We start from the raw sequence: 19319 nt of genomic DNA, 5'->3' as shown, positions 1-19319 counted from the left end.
TACTTAAAACTTTCAGATGAAAAATTTTTTTAAGACTAAATTTTTTTATTTACTGCTTCTTCCATTTTACTCATTATTTGCCCGAAACGAAGAGCAAGCATTTCAATTTATTGAAAACAAGGGACAGGTAGCCGATTTCTCAGGGAAAGTAAATTCCGAAATTAAGTTTACTGCTAAGGACAAGAACACAAAACTTTTTTTTGGTTCAGATGGAATTCAATATCAGTTCGAAAAAAGTATTGAATCAGTTCAAAACACCATTGGTCCCAATCAACTTGCTGCTTCAATCACTGCCGCATCAAATGCCAAGCGAGAAATTACACGATTGGACATGAAATTGATTGGTGCCAATTCAAAGGCAATAATTAAAAAAGAGGGGAAAACTAATTATTATGAAAATTACTATCTCGCTCATTGCCCGCAAGGAATAACAGAAATTCATGCCTATACAAAAATTACATATGAAGAAATTTATCCTGGAATTGATTGGGTAATTTACAGTAAAGACAATCAGTTGGAATATGATTTTATCGTTCATCCCGGCGCCAACCCCGCATGCATAAAAATGCAATACCTATTTGCCAAAGAAGTTAAGCTTGAGCTAAATGGATCGGCAAACATCAGTACTAAACTTGGAGAGGTATTGGAAGCTGCACCGGTTTGTTTTATTTCAGAAACAGATAAAAAAGTTCAATCACATTTTACTTTGAAAAATAATTGTCTTGCTTTTAATATTGAAAACTACGACAAATCTCAAACACTAATTATTGATCCTGTGCTCTTGTGGAGTAGCTATTATGGTGGATCTTCAATTGATAAAATTTACTCTTGCAATGTGGATACTTCCGGGAATGTTGTTGTTGCCGGCATAACTGAAAGCAGCACAGGAATTGCATCCGTAGGAGGATTTCAAACTATTAAAGGAGGCTTAAACGACGGTTTTATTAGTAAGTTTGATGCTGCTGGAAATAGGTTGTGGGCCACTTATTTTGGTGCAGCAGATGATGATTTTATTCTTTCCACCGCATGCGATAAAGCCGGAAATATTTTTGCCGGTGGAATCACTAACAGCATTGCCGGAATTTCCTCAAACGGATTCCAAGCAAATTTTGGTGGAGGTGCTTACGATGGGTTCGTTGCAAAATTTAACCCGAACGGTACAAGAAATTGGTCAACTTTTTACGGTGGTCCTGATGATGATGCAGTATATGGTTGTGCCGTTGATGCAACTGGAAATTTTTACTTCACCGGTACCTCTTTAAGTAATACAGGTATTGCCTCTTCCGGTGTTGGAATTAATTCAATAAACGCTGGTGGTTATACCACCTTTTTAGCCAAATTTACAACTTCCGGCACGCGCACCTGGGCTACCTATTTTGGCGATGGGGGTGATGAATATGGTACCAGCTGTTCAATAGACAAGCTGGGAAATATCTATGTGGCAGGATATTGTTTTGGATCAATGTTTATGGGTATTGGCGGCTTTCAAGGTAGTTCGGGAGGGTCATTCGATGCTATTCTGGTGAAATTTAACAGTACAGGGCAGGTTTTATGGGCCACTTATTATGGCAACTTTGACAGTGAAGTGGGCCTTGCTTGTACTACCGATAATGCCAACAATATATACCTCGCCGGTCGCACAAGCAGCAGTTCCTCTATTGCCTCGGGTGGTGCGCAAAACACCTATGGCGGTGGTTTATCAGACGGCTTTTTGGTTAAATTTGATGAAAATGGAGGCCGAATATGGGCTACTTATGCTGGCAACTCTGGAGAGGATTTACTACAAGGTGTTGCAACCGACCGTTACAACAACGTTGTTGTTTGTGGTACAACTTCAGGAAACACTGGGATAGCTCTCAATGCTTTTCAGTCAATTTATGGAGGTGGCACACAAGATGGCTTTGTAATAAGTTATGGTGCTAACGGTACCAAAATATTTGGTTCATTTCTAGGAGGTTCATCCGAAGAATATGCCAACGCTTGCACTATTGACAAATCGAGTAACATATATATTGGCGGAGAAACAACCAGCAGCAATTTTCTTGTTGCAGGAAACATTCATCAAACCAGTATTGGCGGAACCAATGACGGCTTTTTAACAAAAATCGAAAATCCTTGTCTCAGTACAAATGCATCTTTTAGCTATACCGGAACCCCTTACGCATGTGCTACAAATAACTTGGTTTTAAATGCAACTACAGGATTAGGTTACAATTACCAATGGCTTTTTAATGGTGCTCCAATAAGCAATGCAACTACTGCATCATTTGCCGCATCAAATGGCGGCTACTATGCTGTTGTTGTCAATCAAAATGGTCTTTGTCAGGATACTAGTGCTGCACTGTTTGTCGACTCGCTTCCTCCTCAAGTTCCCATTTGCCTAGTTACAGTCGATAGTTTGTCGAAATTTAACCAGCTAATTTGGGAAAAACCAGTCTCTTCTATTATCGATAGTTTTAGAATCTACCGTGAAGATATTACTAATCTTTATAGCTATATAAAATCGATAAGTTACAATGCATATAGCGTGTTTGTCGATTCCAATTTACTCTACGCCAATCCAAATGTAACTTCAAAATTTTACAAAATTTCAACCGTTGATATTTGTGGAAATGAGGGTCTAAAAAGTGCATTTCACCATAGTATTAAATTAAACGATCAAGCGAACGGTAATTTTGATTGGAACTTTTATGAAGTGGAAGGCCAAACAACTCCGGTGCTACAATATTTGTTGCTTCGCGACAGTGCTTCATTAGGTATCTGGACAACAATTGCCATAACTTCCGGCAATGTAAATCAAGTAAGTGACCCTGATTATGGATTGTATCCGAATTCGCGTTACCGGGTTATAACTAATATGGGAGGGTTAAACTGTAATCCTACACAGCGAACTGCTGCAGGTATTGTGAATACACGTAGCAATATAAAAAACAAAAACATAAGTAGTGCTATTCTGGCAAATGATTATGATGCTGCCTCAATTCAGTTATCACCCAATCCGAGCAGCAAAAGCATTACACTAATTAACTCAAAATCTATCCCTGTGCAGGCAATAAAAATAATTGATTGCAGTGGTCGATTGATACGATACTACCCCATATCAAATGAAAATAAAAGAAGCCTAACCTTCGATATTTCTGATCTCGAACCAGCTATATACCAAGTAATCATTGAAGCGGGTGAATTTAGCAGTATTAAAAAACTAATGAAATTCTAAGCACTTTTATAATTTATTTACCGTTTAGATGCTCGGATTAATAGAATGCTGCTTGTTTCAATTGCCATCGCGCTCTTGGAGTTTCTTTGAATTTTGAAAGCCTTCTCCTAGACAATCGACTAGTTGAAACATCTGTTTCATGTGAAAGAATTTACATAGATTTGAAATTCCTTAATTCACATGAGTTTTATTCGTACAATTTTATTTTATTTTATTTTGCTATGGCAATTGCCATTGGTATATGCTCAGCATTTTAATTTCAAAAATTTTACCACCAAAAACGGTTTAGCAAATTCAATTGTTTTAAAAATTACACAAGACAATGAAGGCTATATTTGGTTGGCCACACAAGGTGGTTTGAGTCGTTTTGATGGAAAGAACTTCAAAAACTACAATTCGGTTAATGGTCTCCCTTCAAGTGACATTAGCTGTATACTCCAAGATTCCAAAGGAATTATTTGGATAGGTACAACAAAAGGATTATGCAAATTTAATGGTGTCAACTTCGAAAAGGTTAATACTCCGGAATTAAATACACTCATCTATTCCATTGTTGAAGATAAACAAAACCGGCTATGGATTGCGACTTGGGGTAAGGGATTAATCTGTATTAAGGATAATAAAATTATCCAATTTCAAAAAAAGGATGGCTTAGCAACTGATACACTTTTATCCGTTTACCTTGATAGTCATAATCAACTTTGGGTGGGGACTTACCATTTTGGTGCTTGCAAAATAAATCTCGATAATACACAGGAACGGCTTTCAACTCCTACCTATTACACCACTGCAAATGGGCTAAGCTCAAACAATATTTTTTGCTTTCTCGAAATTAATGAAACACAAACATGGATTGGGACTACTAATGGAGGAATTACTAGTATTGAGAAAAATCGAATTCACCAAATAGAAGTACCTGGTACCGAAAAAACCGATTACATATCCTCACTATACAAAGACAGTCGAGGAAACATATGGATTGGTACGTTAGAGCATGGATTGGTTAAATACGATCAAAAAAATTTCCTGGCTTATACCGAAAAAAATGGTCTTCTTTCTCATTTTATAAATTCCGTATTCGAAGACAATGAAGGCAATATATGGATAGGAACCGACTTGGGTGTTAATCAATTTCGCAACGATGCATTTATTGGTATCCGAGAATCCGATGGTTTACCTTCTAAGGTAGTTCAATGCTTTGCGCAACTTCCGAATGGTAATATCCTTTGTGGCACCGGTGCAGGAATTTGCCTGTGGAACGGTAAAAAAGTTCAACAATTAGAGGACGTGCCTGAGCTCAAATCTGCATCTATTCTTGCTATTGCATTGGATTCAGTCGGAAATTTTTGGATAGGTACCTTAGATGGAATTTACATCTGTACCTATGGCACCAAATTAAAACTTCAGAAAAAAATCACCGAATCGAATGGAAATTTTACTTTTCCTGTCACCAGTATTGTGCATACAAAAAACAAAAAAACTTTTGTTTCCACATTTGGATATGGGCTTTTTGAGTTCAATAATAAATCCATTATTCATTATGGGCAACAAGAAGGATTGTTAAACACAAGTATCAACTCAATTATTGAAGACAAAAACGGAAACATATGGCTGGCTACTTTACAAGGTGGAGCTTATAAATTTGACGGTAAAAATTTCCTCCAATTTACATCCCAAAACGGACTTCCAGACAACACAATTAACAGCATCGCCCAAGACCGTTATGGAAACCTCTTTTTTGCAACTGCCGAAGGTGGTTTGGGATGTTTTAATGGCAAAATTTTTTACACACTAAACGAGAATTTTGGCATTCTATCGAATATGATTTTTTGTATTAAAGTGGATGCCAAAAACAACTTATGGCTTGGAACAAACAAAGGCCTAAATAAACTTACGCTCACGGATCGTTTCGAACTTGAACACAACAAAACCTATAACGATCAAAATGGACTAGAAGGAAATGAATTTGGAACTAATTCATTGTTCATTGATTCAAAAGGAACTATCTGGGCCGGCACTACACAAGGTTTTTCAAAATTTAATGTAGACCTCGACTTTTCTATTTCCATGCCTCCTCGACTTGTATTGCAAGAAATAAGATTGGCATATCAAAAGGTAAATTGGAAAAATTACAATGCGCAGGTCGATCCAAAAACACTACTTCCGATAGATCTTAGCTTATCATACAAAAACAATCACCTCACTTTCGGATTTCAAGCGTTAACCACCGACAACAATGTAAAATACCGGTTCATGCTAGAAGGCCTCGAAAAAAACTGGTCTCCTACCACCGCTTCTACCGAAGCCATTTATGCCAATATCCCTGCCGGACGTGACTATATTTTTAGAGTGCAAGCTGTTAACAGTGATGGTGTTTGGAGTACAAAAAATATTGAATACCATTTCACCATTGAATCGCCGATTTGGCAACGTTGGTGGTTTTTATTATTAGTAGTTGCGGCAGTGGTAAGCGGATTATTTTTATTCATCAGTTACCGCACAAAACGACTTGCTCAAGAAAAGAAAATACTCGAAGATAAAGTGGAGGCGCGTACCGTGGAACTAAAAGACACCAATTCAAAGCTAAATGGGGCCTTTACTGACATCAAAGACAGCATTAACTATGCGCAACGCATTCAACACGCAATTCTGCCCGTAGAATCAAAAATAAAGGATGTGTTGCCTGAGTCCTTCATCCTCTTTAAACCGCGGGATGTGGTAAGTGGAGATTTTTATTGGTTTGGCTCGGTCGAAAAAAACAAAGAAACCCTTCATATTCTTGCTGCTGCTGATTGCACAGGCCATGGTGTCCCAGGCGCATTCATGAGCATGATTGGGAATACGATTTTGAATGAAATTGTGGTAACCAAAGAAATTACCGATCCATCCATCATTCTTTCCCAATTGCACAATGGTGTGCGCACTGCTTTAAAGCAAAATCAAAACTCAAGTCGAGATGGGATGGATATTTGCCTGTGTTGCATTAATTCGAATACCCGAGAAATAACCTATGCAGGTGCATTTAACCCGCTTTGGATTTTAAGAAACAACCGAACCGTTGAAGTCATCAAAGCCACTAAATCTGCCATCGGTGGCTTTACCGGCGAAAAACAACTATTTGAGTCACACAAAATTCAGCTGCAAAAAGGAGAATCGATCTATCTCTTTACGGATGGTTATGCCGATCAATTTGGAGGCGCTGATGGGAAAAAATTGACCACTAAAAAATTCCGAGATACAATTGTCGACTTGTACGACAAATCCATGAAGGAACAAGGTTTTTACCTCAATAACTTTATAGAAATTTGGAAGGGTGAAGAATTTCAGGTAGATGATATTCTTGTTATTGGTGTAAGACTTTAATTCGCTTTAAGAAGTAAATTAACCTAATCAAAAGCTTTCGAAATCAATAGCGCCATATCTTCCAGTTCTTTGGCCGGAATTTGCATCTTCGCTTTCGAGAAATTTATATCCCCAACCGTATTTATTGGCACCAAATGAACATGTGCGTGCGGCACCTCCAAACCAATTACCGCTACGCCAACTTTTTGACAAGGCACCACTTTTTTAATTGCAATGGCTACCCTCTGTGCAAATTCCATTAAGCCCAAATACAAGGGTGTTTCCATATCAAAAAGATAATCAATCTCCTTCTTTGGAACAACTAATACATGTCCTTTAGCCAATGGAAAAACATCCAAAAAAGCCAAATAATCGGCCGTCTCAGCCACCCGGTAACAAGGTATTTCTCCTGCTATTATTTTTGAAAAAATACTTGGCATTCTTACCTGGATATTTCTACAATTTCGAATTTCATTACGGCTCCTGAGGGTACAGTTATCTCGGCTACTTCTCCAAATTTTTTACCTAGTAATCCTTTTCCTATTGGAGAGTCTACAGAAATTTTACCGGACTTTAAATCAGCCTCATTTTCAGGTACCAAAGTATAGGTCATTAATGCATTATTAGCCTTATTCTTAAGCTTCACCTTTGAGAGGATTAACACTTTTGAACTATCTAATTTGCTTTCGTCAATGATACGTGCATTGGAAACAATTTCTTCGAGCTTCGAAATCTTTAACTCCAGTAAACCTTGCGCATCTTTTGCTGCATCATATTCTGCATTTTCAGATAAATCTCCTTTATCGCGCGCTTCAGCAATTTGATTTGATATAAAAGGTCGCTCAATTGTAGTTAGATGATGCAATTCGTCCTTTAGTTTTTTTAATCCTTCCTCCGTAAAATAACTTGTTTGTGCCATTGTGCTTTATAGTGTTATTCAATAATTAGATTTCCACAAAATCAAAGAATCCCGCTATTTGCGGGACTCTTTGATTAAATTTTAAGAGTTTATTTGCTATAGGTTGATTCTGAAACCTAAACTATGTGATCCTTGAAAAGGGTTGGAAGCTCGATAAGAATAATCAATTCCGAATGTTGAACCATTTTTATTTAAAGGAACTTCAAAAGTCACACCTGCAGTAGGGCCTGTAAGCGCTGTTGTTCTGAGTTTATCGTCAAGCAAATCTTGTTCATACACATAACCGCCCCGAAGCATAAACATTTTTCTAAAACTATACTCCAATCCAATACAATGTTGGTTGGAAGTAAAAGAGTTAGAAACAAAGGAATAAGCTAAGGTAATTTTATTTACTGAATCACTAGGAGCAGTATAAAAATCATAAGCTCCGGATACAATAATTAAAGATGGCATTTCAAATTTTGCAGCACGTTGTTCAACAGTATAAACATAACTTCCTGCATTATTTTTAACTGCAAATCCATCTCCCGAATATTTTAAGGGAGCACCAACATTTTTCAAAGATATACCAAAATGTACATTGTCTCTTTTTCCTGTTACATATTGAATACCAGCGTCAAATGCAACACCTGTGGCTTTTAAATCGGCAATTGATTCGGAAATAATTTTTACATTAATACCACCGTATATGCTATGTGAAAACTCTTTCGCATAAGACAAGCCAAGGTTTAAAAATCGTGGTGAAAAATTACCAATTTTCCCTTCAGGTTGTTCGGTAGTTGTAATTGGAATATCACCTAAGCTGGTTGCAACAACTCCTAAACCCATCACACCCGATTCACCTACGCGTTGTGTTAACCCAAAAGAATTAATACTAACTCCAGATCCTTTCAACCAATTGGTATGCGAAAAAAGCACTTCGGTCTTTTTGGTAAAGGCAGTCCCTGCAATATTTAAATAGGAAGCCTCCAAACCTCTAACCGATGAAGCATTCGCATTCCCAAATCCGGATGATCTTGACCATGGATTAATCAGCAGCTCAGATGCTCCAGCTTGACCCTTTCTATCTGGATTTCCCGCAAAACCATCCTCCACCGAAGTTAGGAATGAAATAAGAATAAAGCTGGAACAAATTAATTTAAAACTATTTCTCATATCCGTTTATGTTAATTGTGCTTAGGTTTTTTGATTTTAATAATTGTCCAAATCTAATGGTCGCAATGCTCCAAACCATTTTATTATTTTTTCGCCCACATTTGGTACGTCCACATGTATTATGTAAGCGCCACTGGCAATGGGAATACCAACCTGATTTTTCAAATCCCAGTTTAGGGAAGTTAACGTTTCATCCTTCGAAAACTCACGAATTAAAGTACCATTTAAGGTATATATTTTTATCGTACATTTTTGAGGTAAATTGGTAATTTTAATCTCATTATCTACACGATTTTGCTCATAGTTTGAAAAACCATAATACGGGTTTGGAACAACATTTATTAAATTAAGTGCATTCTCAGCTGTTGTCTTATCGTAAGTTTTAGGTGCAAAAGTAAATGTGTTAAAACTATACATCGGATAGTTATTGTTCTGAGCCGGATTTGCTCTTGGACCATCTGTGTTTATTGTCTTATCAATTCGATAACCATTGGCAGCATAATTATTTTCAAACGGTTTGGTTACTCTCAATTTAATACGCACATCACTTGACATAAATTGCTGATTAGGCGCAAGTAATGGAATTCCAGCCCACATAATATCTTTAAATACAGCACGTTTGGACGGCTCGTTTGGATGGAAATTGGTTGAACTCATTTTACCATACACAAATTTACAGGAATCATAAGCCGGAACATTGGTTTGATCCTCGCTTGTTCCAGTTTCAAATTGGGTAGTATTATGATTAAATATGTATACATAATGTCTACCTCCAAAAGCCGGATTAGGTACTGTTGAAAAAGCTCCTTGCAAATCTGCATTCGCAGTAGGATTCCAAATCATATCCGCTCCATTTTCGTTGGTCAATGAATTAACACCATCAAAATGAGAATCCTCACCAAAAGCCATATTTAAGCGTTCTCCGGTTTCGATGTTAATGGCATAGCCAGGAAACCAACTCATACCACGTGTACCGCTTGCATCCGGCAAACCATCTTTCCCAACAGATTGCGCATCACGTAAGTCGAATTTGCGGGTTGGCGCTTGCGATGGAAATTTAGTTGTATCGTCATTGGTTTCAAAAACAACGCAGCGTGTCCATTTGGATTGATCGCTGGTAATAACTACATCAACACTTGCAATCTTTTCAAAATTGGTAACATTACCCATTACCAATGAACCTTTCCATGCCACACCGGCAAATCCTCCACTCACAGTTGAACCAGGAACGCTTGCCAATTGAGTTGTGGCACAAAGTTGATACGGTGCCCAAGTTCCTCCTGAGCCATAACCAATATTTGCAGGGATGAGACTTTCATAAACAGAACCTTCATCTAATCCTGCATAATCATCATTCACTATATCTTGTGGTGTGTTCGAAACCGTTCCTGCTCTAATCCAATTTACAGGAAAAGGAAAATCTGCATCCGGAACTCCCGACAACCATCTTTTTGTATTATTGGAAAACGTAATAGAGCTTGAAATAAGGCCATTATTTATAGCATTGTCATCTCCCGGATTTACAGCTTGTTGCAGACTAACTGAAATACCCCAATCTGTAATTACCTCGGAACCAATATTAATTCCATTATCAGAATATGCCTTTTCACCTGTTTTATCATTAATTAGCACCCAAGTTGCCTTGTCTATTCCTTCCGGAGTATAAGCAACAGGAGTCAATTTTAAAGTAAAAGATGTAGGTTGAATACGCAAAGGATCAATAACTTTCACATTTATTGGACCTGCACCTGCTTGATAAGTAACCGTTTTAAAATTCGGGTTACCAATGATTGCGTTTTCTGAAGCTTCTGTAAGTTCCAAATAATTGCCCCCATTTCCTTGACCTTCAATTCGAGTTACCTCGGGTTGCATCCCATACTCAGAATTAGCATAAGTACCGCTGTTCTCTGGAGCAATTATATGTGGTATTACTGTATAAGGTTTACCTCCAACACCAACATTATTACGCCCTGCTTTGTAGGGGGCCTTTTGTCCATCAAACGAATTTGGATTTCCTTGATCGTATGTTTTGTAATTGTTATATGCATAAGCAAGCGCAAAATAATAATACGATTTATGGTTCACCATTCGCTTATCACCTGTGGCAAACATGTCCTGAGTTAATCGGAACGACTTTGTAATTCCATTATCTGCACCAACAACTTCAATTTGCGGTACATTCGCATTAATGCTTGCATCAAACTTAAAATTAGTGAGCTGCGTAACACCATCCTTAATATCGCATTGAGCCACCAATCGAGCCAAATCAGGGAAATAAATGTCGGCAATGGAAGATTCAGGATATCTCATTTGAAAAATTTGATAGCCTTGAAAACGATAATATGGATCATAAGGTGGAATTAAGCCGGGAGGTGAAGTAATTGTTGGATCAACTTCTAAATATTTATCTTGCGCATTATTTGAATTCGGCTTATTTTTAATGTAAACAATTATCTCTCGATCCAACTCTCTAAAGCTTAAATCTGGCGCATCCGGTCCATCCAAAACTTTAAAGCAATTGTCAAACAAACGTTGTGCCTTATCATCCGCTGCTTTCATTAAGTTAACAGATTCCATTGGTCCCCCGGAACTTGTTCTTGCCCAAACAGCACCAACAGTTACCAAATTCACAGCACCCGGCTGTAAGGTAAAAGGACCGGAAGAGTGCATAAAACGCCCATCATAAGCTGTTCCTGTTTGAAACCACGGTGTGCTATTATTTGGGTCGGTGTCGCCTGGATACATAAAATCACATAAAATTGTACTGCTTAAGTGTCCCGTTCCACCATAAGTTATAGGGTTATTGTCCTTCCATTTCCCTTGCAAGTAATTATAGTAGTGGATTTGTTGAGAAGGATTCCCCTCCAAAGAAAAGTCATTTCTGTAAAACATAAATTTCTCCATCCCCAAACGCTCATTATCCACTATGCCGTCTCCGTAACCTGTTCCGTTAAATGTAGAATCCGCAGGATTGTCAAGTTGATCAAAATCGGCAAGCGGCCCTTGAAAATAATCTACCCCAATAGCAGGAGGGTTCAAACCATAACTGTTTTCACCGTTACCATCATCATCGGCATCGCCATTATAACAGTATCCTAATCCTCTGGCAACATCGCAGCCAATAAAATCATCATTGGGGTTACCTAAATCCGGGTCAACCCACATTCCTAAGTAGCATTCTTGTAAATTATCGGTTGAACGATTGAATACTTGATACTGATAAAAGGTCATGTTGTTAATCTCATCATTGGTTTGGAAGGCAAATGCTTGAGCGTGTATTTCCAACCCGATTTGTGGTGTTTCTGATTCAGAATGCACATTTCCCTTATCGTTAAAAACCCACCACAAGGTACGGTCACCAAAAAGTTGCGCTTCGGTTTTACAATTTCCCATTTCATTGTTTAAGCTATATCCAGGGTAATCGCCACCATCGGAAGGATTGTACTCCCCGTTTTGATCCTTATCGTAAAAAGGAGCAAGAGGTTGAGTAATTCCGGCATTATTAAATCGATCAAATGCAGGCCATCCTTCAATTGAAGCGGGAACTCCAACGCCTGGCGACCAATTGCTAACAAATTCTTGCACTTCCTTTCGTGTAATCACAAAATGCTTATCGTATTGAGCACAAACCGTAGCGTCAACAGATGCAGTTCCATCCAAAGGTCCCGGCCAAAAATCATTTCCACTTTGACGGTACGTCATAGCAGCCACCTTAAGGTTACCATTCGTATATCCTCCAATCCATAGCGACCCGGCGAATAAAGAGTGCTTTTTTGAGTCTTTGGGTATTTCATATTTCACATCCTTTAAATCCCACCACATATCGCCACCACCCAATATCTTAGTGCGCACGTTATTCAAATCCAAATCGATTCGAGAACCACTTTGGGAACAAACAGTAGCCAACTTCATGGAGTTTTGTTGGGTAACTGATGTTTGCTTTGGAATTTGACCAACATTCTCTTTCGATTGAACAGTGTTGGTTACAAAATAAAAAGCAGTTGCTGCTAAAATTAACTTATTGATTCTTTTCATTGTCATATTCTTTCTATGTTCAAATAACTAAGTTCAAATCTCTTGATTTTTTAACTAAAAGGACAATTCAATACCCAATCGTATTCTACGTGGAATACTGTAATTACCCGGGTCATTTACCTTTAGCGTATACAAATCTCTGTATGCTTGCTCACTGGTTTGAGCAGCAATTGCTGTTTGTCCTTGAGGTGAGGTTAAGAATCCATCATCATCAGGATTACCGGTAGCTTTGTAAACACGGATAATATTTTTAGTGTTCAACAAATTGAGTACTTGCACATAAACGTTCAACACCGCATTTTTCTTGTTCTCGTCCTCGCCTTTACCAAATTTCACATTTACGTTTCTATCAAGTCTCAAATCCATTCTGTACTGCCATGGTAATCTGGAACCATTAATTGAACCCCTTAAGAAAGATGTTTGAGAAATACCAATACCCACATTTTGCAAATCGGCATCACCTTGTGTTATGTTTGATTGTTGACTATATGGTACACCTGAACCTGCACGGAAAGTTAAGTTTGCGCCGGTATTTGCGAAAATTTCTTTACCGAACCATCTTGGGCCATTGTATGCTGTTCCGGAACCGTAACGATAATCAAAATTAGTAACAATAGTATGTCTTTGATCAAAATCCAAAGGAATAGTTGTTCTTAAATTTGGTAAACCAGCACTCGTTAAATTGTTTGCCCCGGTTGCACTGGAACCAGTTCCATCTGCAAATTGCAAAGTATAACTTGCATTAATTTGTACGTTTCCAGTTCTTCTTAACTCGTAAATCATACTCAATCCTTTTACTGTTCCAAAATCCACATTTCCAAAAGTAGTGTAGGTTCTAGGAAAGGCCTTATTTACATTTATCTGTTGGATCATGTTTTTCATTTCTCGGTAAAAAGCAGAAATGGTAATGGCGGAGTTTCTGTTTTCATTTAATTCCTGACTGTATCCAAATTCATAATCAGTAGTTTTTTCAGGCTTCAAATTAGGGTTATTTGATACGGTTTGTCCAGAGGCTTCCATAAAGAAATAATCCAATGGATCCATTCTTAATCGAGCAGGCGGACGTTGTGTTAACACATCATAATGTGCAAAGAATTTTGCCACATCACTAATTGGAAACGAAAAGGCGATACGCGGCATAGCGGTAATTTGCGGCTCATAATCTTTGAAACTCTTATTGGGATCAAAAGATGCACTTTTAATTGCGTTTGATTCCCCTTCTTCAGGATTTACCAAATAAGGAGCAACACGACCACCCCCTGCATTTTCTAAAACTGTTGGATCTGGTTGCTCGGTTCCATCGGCATTAAACCAATCATCACCGTTTCTGTAACCAACAATTCGGGTAGGCGCTTTAATATTATCAACATACACCACGTAATCGTTACCAATATTATCCGGATGCGAAATAGCTTTTCCTTTAATTTCAGTTACATCACCAGCTTTACGGGTTTCAAAAAACACATAAGGATCCTTTAATACTGATTGATTGGCATCAAAACGGTCAATACGTAATCCCACGTTAAATTTTAAATCCTTAAAATCGAACTTATCCTGAATATATCCTGCCATATAAATGGGTTGAAATGAACCGATGTCTCGATTATAGTTTTCATCATTATCCTTTTGTCCGTTACCGTTTTTGTCGGTGAACTTGGTAAAGAAGTCCTTTAAACTTGTTTTATTCTTTAACTTATTTCCTTTGTAATCATAACCGTAATAGGTAACAAACAGTGATCCGTCATTTAATACTTCATCGGCGCTGAACATGTCGATTGAATAAAGACTTGGATCATACGAATCAATGTTAATCCAATCTCTACTGTCCTTTGCCATTCCTAATTTTTCTCTTAGGTTTCTGTCAAAGTTAGATTGCTCCGATTCTATATAAAGTACCGGGTGTCCATTATTACCATCGTCATTAATAATATTTGAATCCAAGTCAATTTGAAGAATATGTTTATTTGTTAAGTTTCGCATGTGCGTCCATAAACCCATTGGTACAACGCTGTAATAACTTTCGTTTCGTTGTTCATATTCAAAACCCAATTGGATGGAATGGTTCTTAACATCTGCGCTGAAATCCGCATTTAATCTAAACTGACGGTTATCTAACTTCTGGTATTGAGTAGATTGTCTACCGGTATTATGCCAAAGAGAATAAACATTATTAGGCAATGCTCCGTTCAATAATCCTCCACCGGCAGCAATGTTACCTAGTCCAATATTTTGGTCGGCGTTAATTCCCTTTAAATCTTTATATTGCGATGTATAATTCGCACCAATTGGGTTGCTCGATTCACTTGCATCAAAATCAGTTGTAAAATAGCTAAAACCGGTTTGTGACAAACCACCACTTTGGTCGGTCACATAAAATGGTGTTCTGTTAATTGTAAAATTACCGATATGTCCATAATCAAATAAGTTATCGCCATGGTCATCGTCTTCGGTTATGCGACCAAATTTTGAATACCCTGCTTGAATGGTATAATAGGCGTTTTTAATTAGAGCATTATCTTCTTTAGCATCCTTCGTTTCATTGTTTCCAAATTTTTGAGTAATTCTTCCCCACAATCTCCATGTATTGGTGGTGGTGCGGGCATTATTAGATGAGTTAAACAAGGAACCAACATAGCTGTAATCGAAGCCACGGTTGTAATCGTATGACCCACCCAATTTTACACCAAAGTTTTTGGTTGGTTGGTATTCGATTTTACCATTCGCAACGGCTCTTTTTTGTTGCACATTTTGACGGAATTTAGTTTTTTCTAAATCATTAAATGTGATAAACTCAGCATTTTGTATAGTACCAGCAGCACTATTTGGGTTTTCACGAATTGGATTTTGTTCCAAATCCTTTAACACGTCATCCTTCACCTTCCAAGCTCCCACAGCAGATGGATTAGCATCTTTTTCGGAGGTAAGTTCTCCACCAATACTAAATCCAAGTACAGAAGATTTTTGTTTAGCTGAATCTGTTTTCATGAGCAATGGACCACCTAAGGTTAAACCAATAAAGTTAAAACCATAAGCATCCGTTAATTGTGAACTAGATGCTTCAACACCACCATAATATTCACTGCGTGGACCGCGTGTTGTAATGTTGATAACACCAGCAGTTGCATCGCCATATTGAGCAGGAATACCGCCAATAAGTACCGAAATTTGTTCCACCTGATTTGTTGGCACGTTAGCCGAACCGATTACACGTTGACCATCAATAAAAACCTTAGTACTATTTTCTGTAGGTGTACCGTTTGCTCCACCACGCGCATCGTTATTATTTTTATCGGCTGATGACCTGCTTCCTCTCACACTCACAGCTCTTCCTTCATCTTGCTGATACACCCCTGCAGCTTGAGCTGCAACAGAGTTCACATTTCGGGTAGCCATTTGCTTGTAGGAGTCACGGTCAACCGTTTTTCCAATTGTAGTATTTGGGTCAATCAAAGGAACCACATATTCTACTTTGGTAAACTCCTTAATCTCTGTAATGGAAGACTCCATATTTACAGTAACATATTCTGTTTTATTGTCATTAATAATAACATTAGAAATCTGCATCGGACGGTATCCAACATAAGAAGCCTTCACGTTTGCTTTTCCCAATGGTAAAGGCTTTATCATCACTTCACCATCGAAATTCGTTTGCCCTGAACCTAAAATAGCTCCCGCGGCCTCCACAACCACACTGGCAAATGGAATTGCTTCTCCTGATTTGGAATCCTTCACGGTAATCTTTAAAGCTCCGGTTTGTGCGAAACTTACTGCACATCCAACAAGAAAAAGACTAATTGTAAGTTGTAATTTCTTTAACATATTTTATATTTTTAAAATAGAAACAAATAATATTTCTTACCAAAGTGGGTAAATTTATAAATAAAAAAAAATTAAAACCTAATTTGTGTTAACTAAAATTAACACAAAGTTAATTTTCAGCGAATTAATCTTCATTTGCCGCTTCATTTTCATGTCTGAAACATTGATTTATTCTGCTTGTTTGTCCGAATTAGTTCTTTTTGAAAATACGAAATAAAAAAAACGTTTCCTTGTGTTCATTATTCTTTCTGGCTTTTCTTCTTGACTGTTTCATCCGCTTTCGCACCTCCTTTGTTTGAATTTCCCGATAATGTTTCTTAGCGCGTTCTTCTGCTTTGTGTGCTTCTTTTAGTTCCTTTTCCTCTTTTTTTATTCGTTCCTTCTCAGCCTTGCTTATCTTTTTAGGCTGTGGTGCACTTGATTCTTGTGCAAATAAAAAAACCGGCAAACAAAAAGCCAACGCGAAAACTATACGTTTTAAATTCATTAAATAATGGTTGTAATATCAAGCGCAAATGAAACAATTAAATATTACAATATAAAATTACGATTTTTGTTGAATGAAATTTCAAAAAAAATTACGCCTGCTTTTCTTTGGATTAATCACATTAACTGTATTGACACTTTCTATTTCTTGCAAAAAGAAAAAAAACAGTGAATCCTTTGTACCTTATGTGTATGTTGATTTTTATATAACATTATCCAACCCTCAATTTATTAATTTAAGCGCAGTGGGTGGCTCGGTTTATGTTACCGGAGGCTCGCGTGGAATTATAATTTACAGAAAATCTAATGATGAGTTCCAAGCCTATGATAGACATTGCCCTTATAAACCTGAAAATTCATGCGGGTTATTAAGTGTATCAGGCTCTAGCACCACAGCCATAGATACTTGCTGTGGTTCCGAATTTTTGCTGGTGGATGGTTCTGTATTAAAGCAACCCTCCTCCTATCCAATGCTTCGCTATCAAACTATTTTCGACGGCAACCAAATTCATGTTTTTAATTGAGATACTTCAATTAATATTCGATATCAAAGCAATGAAATGCAGAAAAAAGACCTTACGCAATTTAAACCGAGGAGCTCGTTAAGAAGGTGCAAAGGGCGCACAACATATCTATTTAAAAAAGCTTAAAGGATTACTTTGATAAAAGGAGTTTAATTGATTTAAAAAAATACTCCCATTCTCAATTTTTACACAAAAAAAAGGCGTGCTACCTAATTGCAGCACGCCTTTTATAACTTGTTTGAGTATTTAAAATCCAACCGGACTTCCCACTCTTGTCATAGCACATCTAAAGCCAATAAAATCGGTAGATTGACGCTCATCCAAAAATCTTCTTGTTCCGGGATTCATCCAATAAACACGATCTTTCCAAGAGCCACCTTTGTATACATGACTTTTATCGTTAATCATAGAGGTTGCTGAAAACTCATACATACCTAAACTCTCCGCTCTTGATGAATCCTGTGGTTCAGACCAGTTAGCAAGTTGCGATTCGATATCCCCATCCAAAAAGTTAATGTTATCGGATCTACGGTAATTTCTTCGTTCTGCTAAATTATCCTTATCCAATTCTACGTTTCTGTATTTGATTTGACCGGGTAATCCATTGATGTTACCATTTGCATCCTTCACCACCGAATCCAGTTTGGTATCGGGTGTTCCACCAGTTTCACTGGAAGGGTCAAGTACTTTTGTTTTGAAAACATTTCCGCGGAAAGCTCTAAAATCTTGCTCATCTTCATTGGTCAATGGGCGATATACGTCCATTACCCACTCGCTAACATTGCCGGCCATATTAAACAAACCATAATCATTAGGCCAGTAAGAATACACTGGTGCTGTAATATCTGCATTATCGTTTAAAGCACCGGAAGTACCCATATTATCACCACGGCCGCGTTTAAAGTTAGCCATCATTTGACCCTTGTATTCTTCTTGGTCATTTCTTACGTAGTGACCATTCCAAGGATACAATTTACGGCTATTGATTCGCTCCATGTCGGTATTTCCAATAAGCGCATAGGCTGAAAATTCCCATTCTGCTTCAGTTGGGAGTCGGTAACGGGGAAGCAAAATTCCATCTTCCATGCGCACTTTACGCTCGCCTGTGCCTCTTGGGTTTGGATCCGGCAAGTTTACACGGATTTGACCTTCATACTGTCCGGCAAGGTATGCGTCGGTATTAAAATAGTTATCGTTTAACCAATTGGTAGGGTCGAATTCAAGTAAGCCTTCTCTAACCATAATATATTCGTTTACACGATCGGTTCTCCAAGAACAATAATCTGTAGCTTGAAGCCAGTTAACACCTACAACAGGATAATCCTGGTAAGCCGGGTGGCGCAAGTAATATTCCACATAAGGTTCATTGTAAGCAAGTTTTTCTCTCCAAACAAGGGTATCGGGCAATGCCTTTTTCAACACTTCTGGATAATCCTGACTAAATACGTTGCGGGTCCAATTTAAATATTCGAGGTAATCGATGTTTTTAATTTCAGTTTCATCCATATAAAAGGAGGAAACAGTTACTCTTCTTGGCACGTTATTCCAATCGTAGGTCACATCTTGTTCCGCTCTTCCCATGGTAAAGGTACCGCCTTCCACCAACACCAAGCCTGGACCTGTTTCTTGTTCCACATAGTCTATTTTTTCAAATCCGCCATTCTTCGGGTCATTATAATTCCACCCGGTAGTACTGCTCGATTCGCTGGTACAGGAGGATAACAATGCTGAAAAAACTATCAACGTTAGTACGGAGATTGAATTCTTCATGTGCTTCATTTTTGCTTTATTTAGTTAGACAAATGTAATTTTTTTACAAACA

General features: G+C 37.8%; 10 protein-coding genes. 3 read left to right on the top strand and 7 right to left on the bottom strand.

The genetic code is table 11. From position 1 onward, the window contains the following. Positions 1–16 precede the first annotated feature (16 nt). Both IPP32_05950 and IPP32_05945 read left to right on the top strand, forming a co-directional pair. A complete protein-coding gene (locus tag IPP32_05950; GenBank protein MBL0047628.1) occupies positions 17–3217 on the top strand; it encodes an SBBP repeat-containing protein in 3201 nt (1066 codons plus the stop codon). A 180-nt stretch (positions 3218–3397) separates the two neighbouring features. Then, entirely contained in the window at positions 3398–6580 is a 3183-nt protein-coding gene (locus tag IPP32_05945; GenBank protein MBL0047627.1) for a SpoIIE family protein phosphatase, read from the top strand. A gap of 23 nt (positions 6581–6603) precedes the next feature. Here the strand turns inward: IPP32_05945 and IPP32_05940 are convergent, their stop codons facing one another. The 6 genes from IPP32_05940 to IPP32_05915 all read right to left on the bottom strand — a co-directional run bounded on the left by IPP32_05940 (position 6604) and on the right by IPP32_05915 (position 16974). Beyond that, entirely contained in the window at positions 6604–6999 is a 396-nt protein-coding gene (locus tag IPP32_05940) for an HIT family protein (protein MBL0047626.1), read from the bottom strand. A 2-nt stretch (positions 7000–7001) separates the two neighbouring features. Next, complete coding sequence (gene greA, locus IPP32_05935; GenBank protein ID MBL0047625.1) at positions 7002–7478, bottom strand: transcription elongation factor GreA; 477 nt, start codon at positions 7476–7478, stop codon at positions 7002–7004. Between the two features lie 96 nt (positions 7479–7574). After that, positions 7575–8633, bottom strand: coding sequence for a PorV/PorQ family protein (locus IPP32_05930; GenBank protein ID MBL0047624.1), 1059 nt, complete (start codon positions 8631–8633; stop codon positions 7575–7577). A gap of 36 nt (positions 8634–8669) precedes the next feature. Continuing rightward, positions 8670–12668, bottom strand: coding sequence for a T9SS C-terminal target domain-containing protein (locus IPP32_05925; GenBank protein ID MBL0047623.1), 3999 nt, complete (start codon positions 12666–12668; stop codon positions 8670–8672). Positions 12669–12722: 54 nt separating this feature from the next. Next, positions 12723–16487, bottom strand: coding sequence for a TonB-dependent receptor (locus tag IPP32_05920; protein ID MBL0047622.1), 3765 nt, complete (start codon positions 16485–16487; stop codon positions 12723–12725). 190 nt (positions 16488–16677) lie between these two features. Continuing rightward, positions 16678–16974 carry a hypothetical protein gene (locus IPP32_05915; GenBank protein ID MBL0047621.1) on the bottom strand — a complete coding sequence of 99 codons (297 nt, stop codon included), beginning with the start codon at positions 16972–16974 and terminating at the stop codon, positions 16678–16680. A gap of 73 nt (positions 16975–17047) precedes the next feature. Between IPP32_05915 and IPP32_05910 the strand changes: the two genes are divergently transcribed. Continuing rightward, complete coding sequence (locus IPP32_05910) at positions 17048–17497, top strand: hypothetical protein (protein MBL0047620.1); 450 nt, start codon at positions 17048–17050, stop codon at positions 17495–17497. A 246-nt stretch (positions 17498–17743) separates the two neighbouring features. On the opposite strand, the gene IPP32_05905 is transcribed toward IPP32_05910, so the two are convergent. Continuing rightward, on the bottom strand, positions 17744–19267 hold the full coding sequence (locus IPP32_05905; GenBank protein ID MBL0047619.1) for an SUMF1/EgtB/PvdO family nonheme iron enzyme: 1524 nt from the start codon (positions 19265–19267) through the stop codon (positions 17744–17746). Between the last annotated feature and the right edge of the window lie 52 nt (positions 19268–19319).

This window comes from Bacteroidota bacterium, assembly GCA_016721765.1.
In the GTDB taxonomy this organism is placed as follows: Bacteria; Bacteroidota; Bacteroidia; order UBA4408; family UBA4408; genus UBA4408.
The sequence above is the reverse complement of the archived record's forward strand: the minus strand, read 5'-3'. Positions and strand labels throughout refer to the sequence as shown.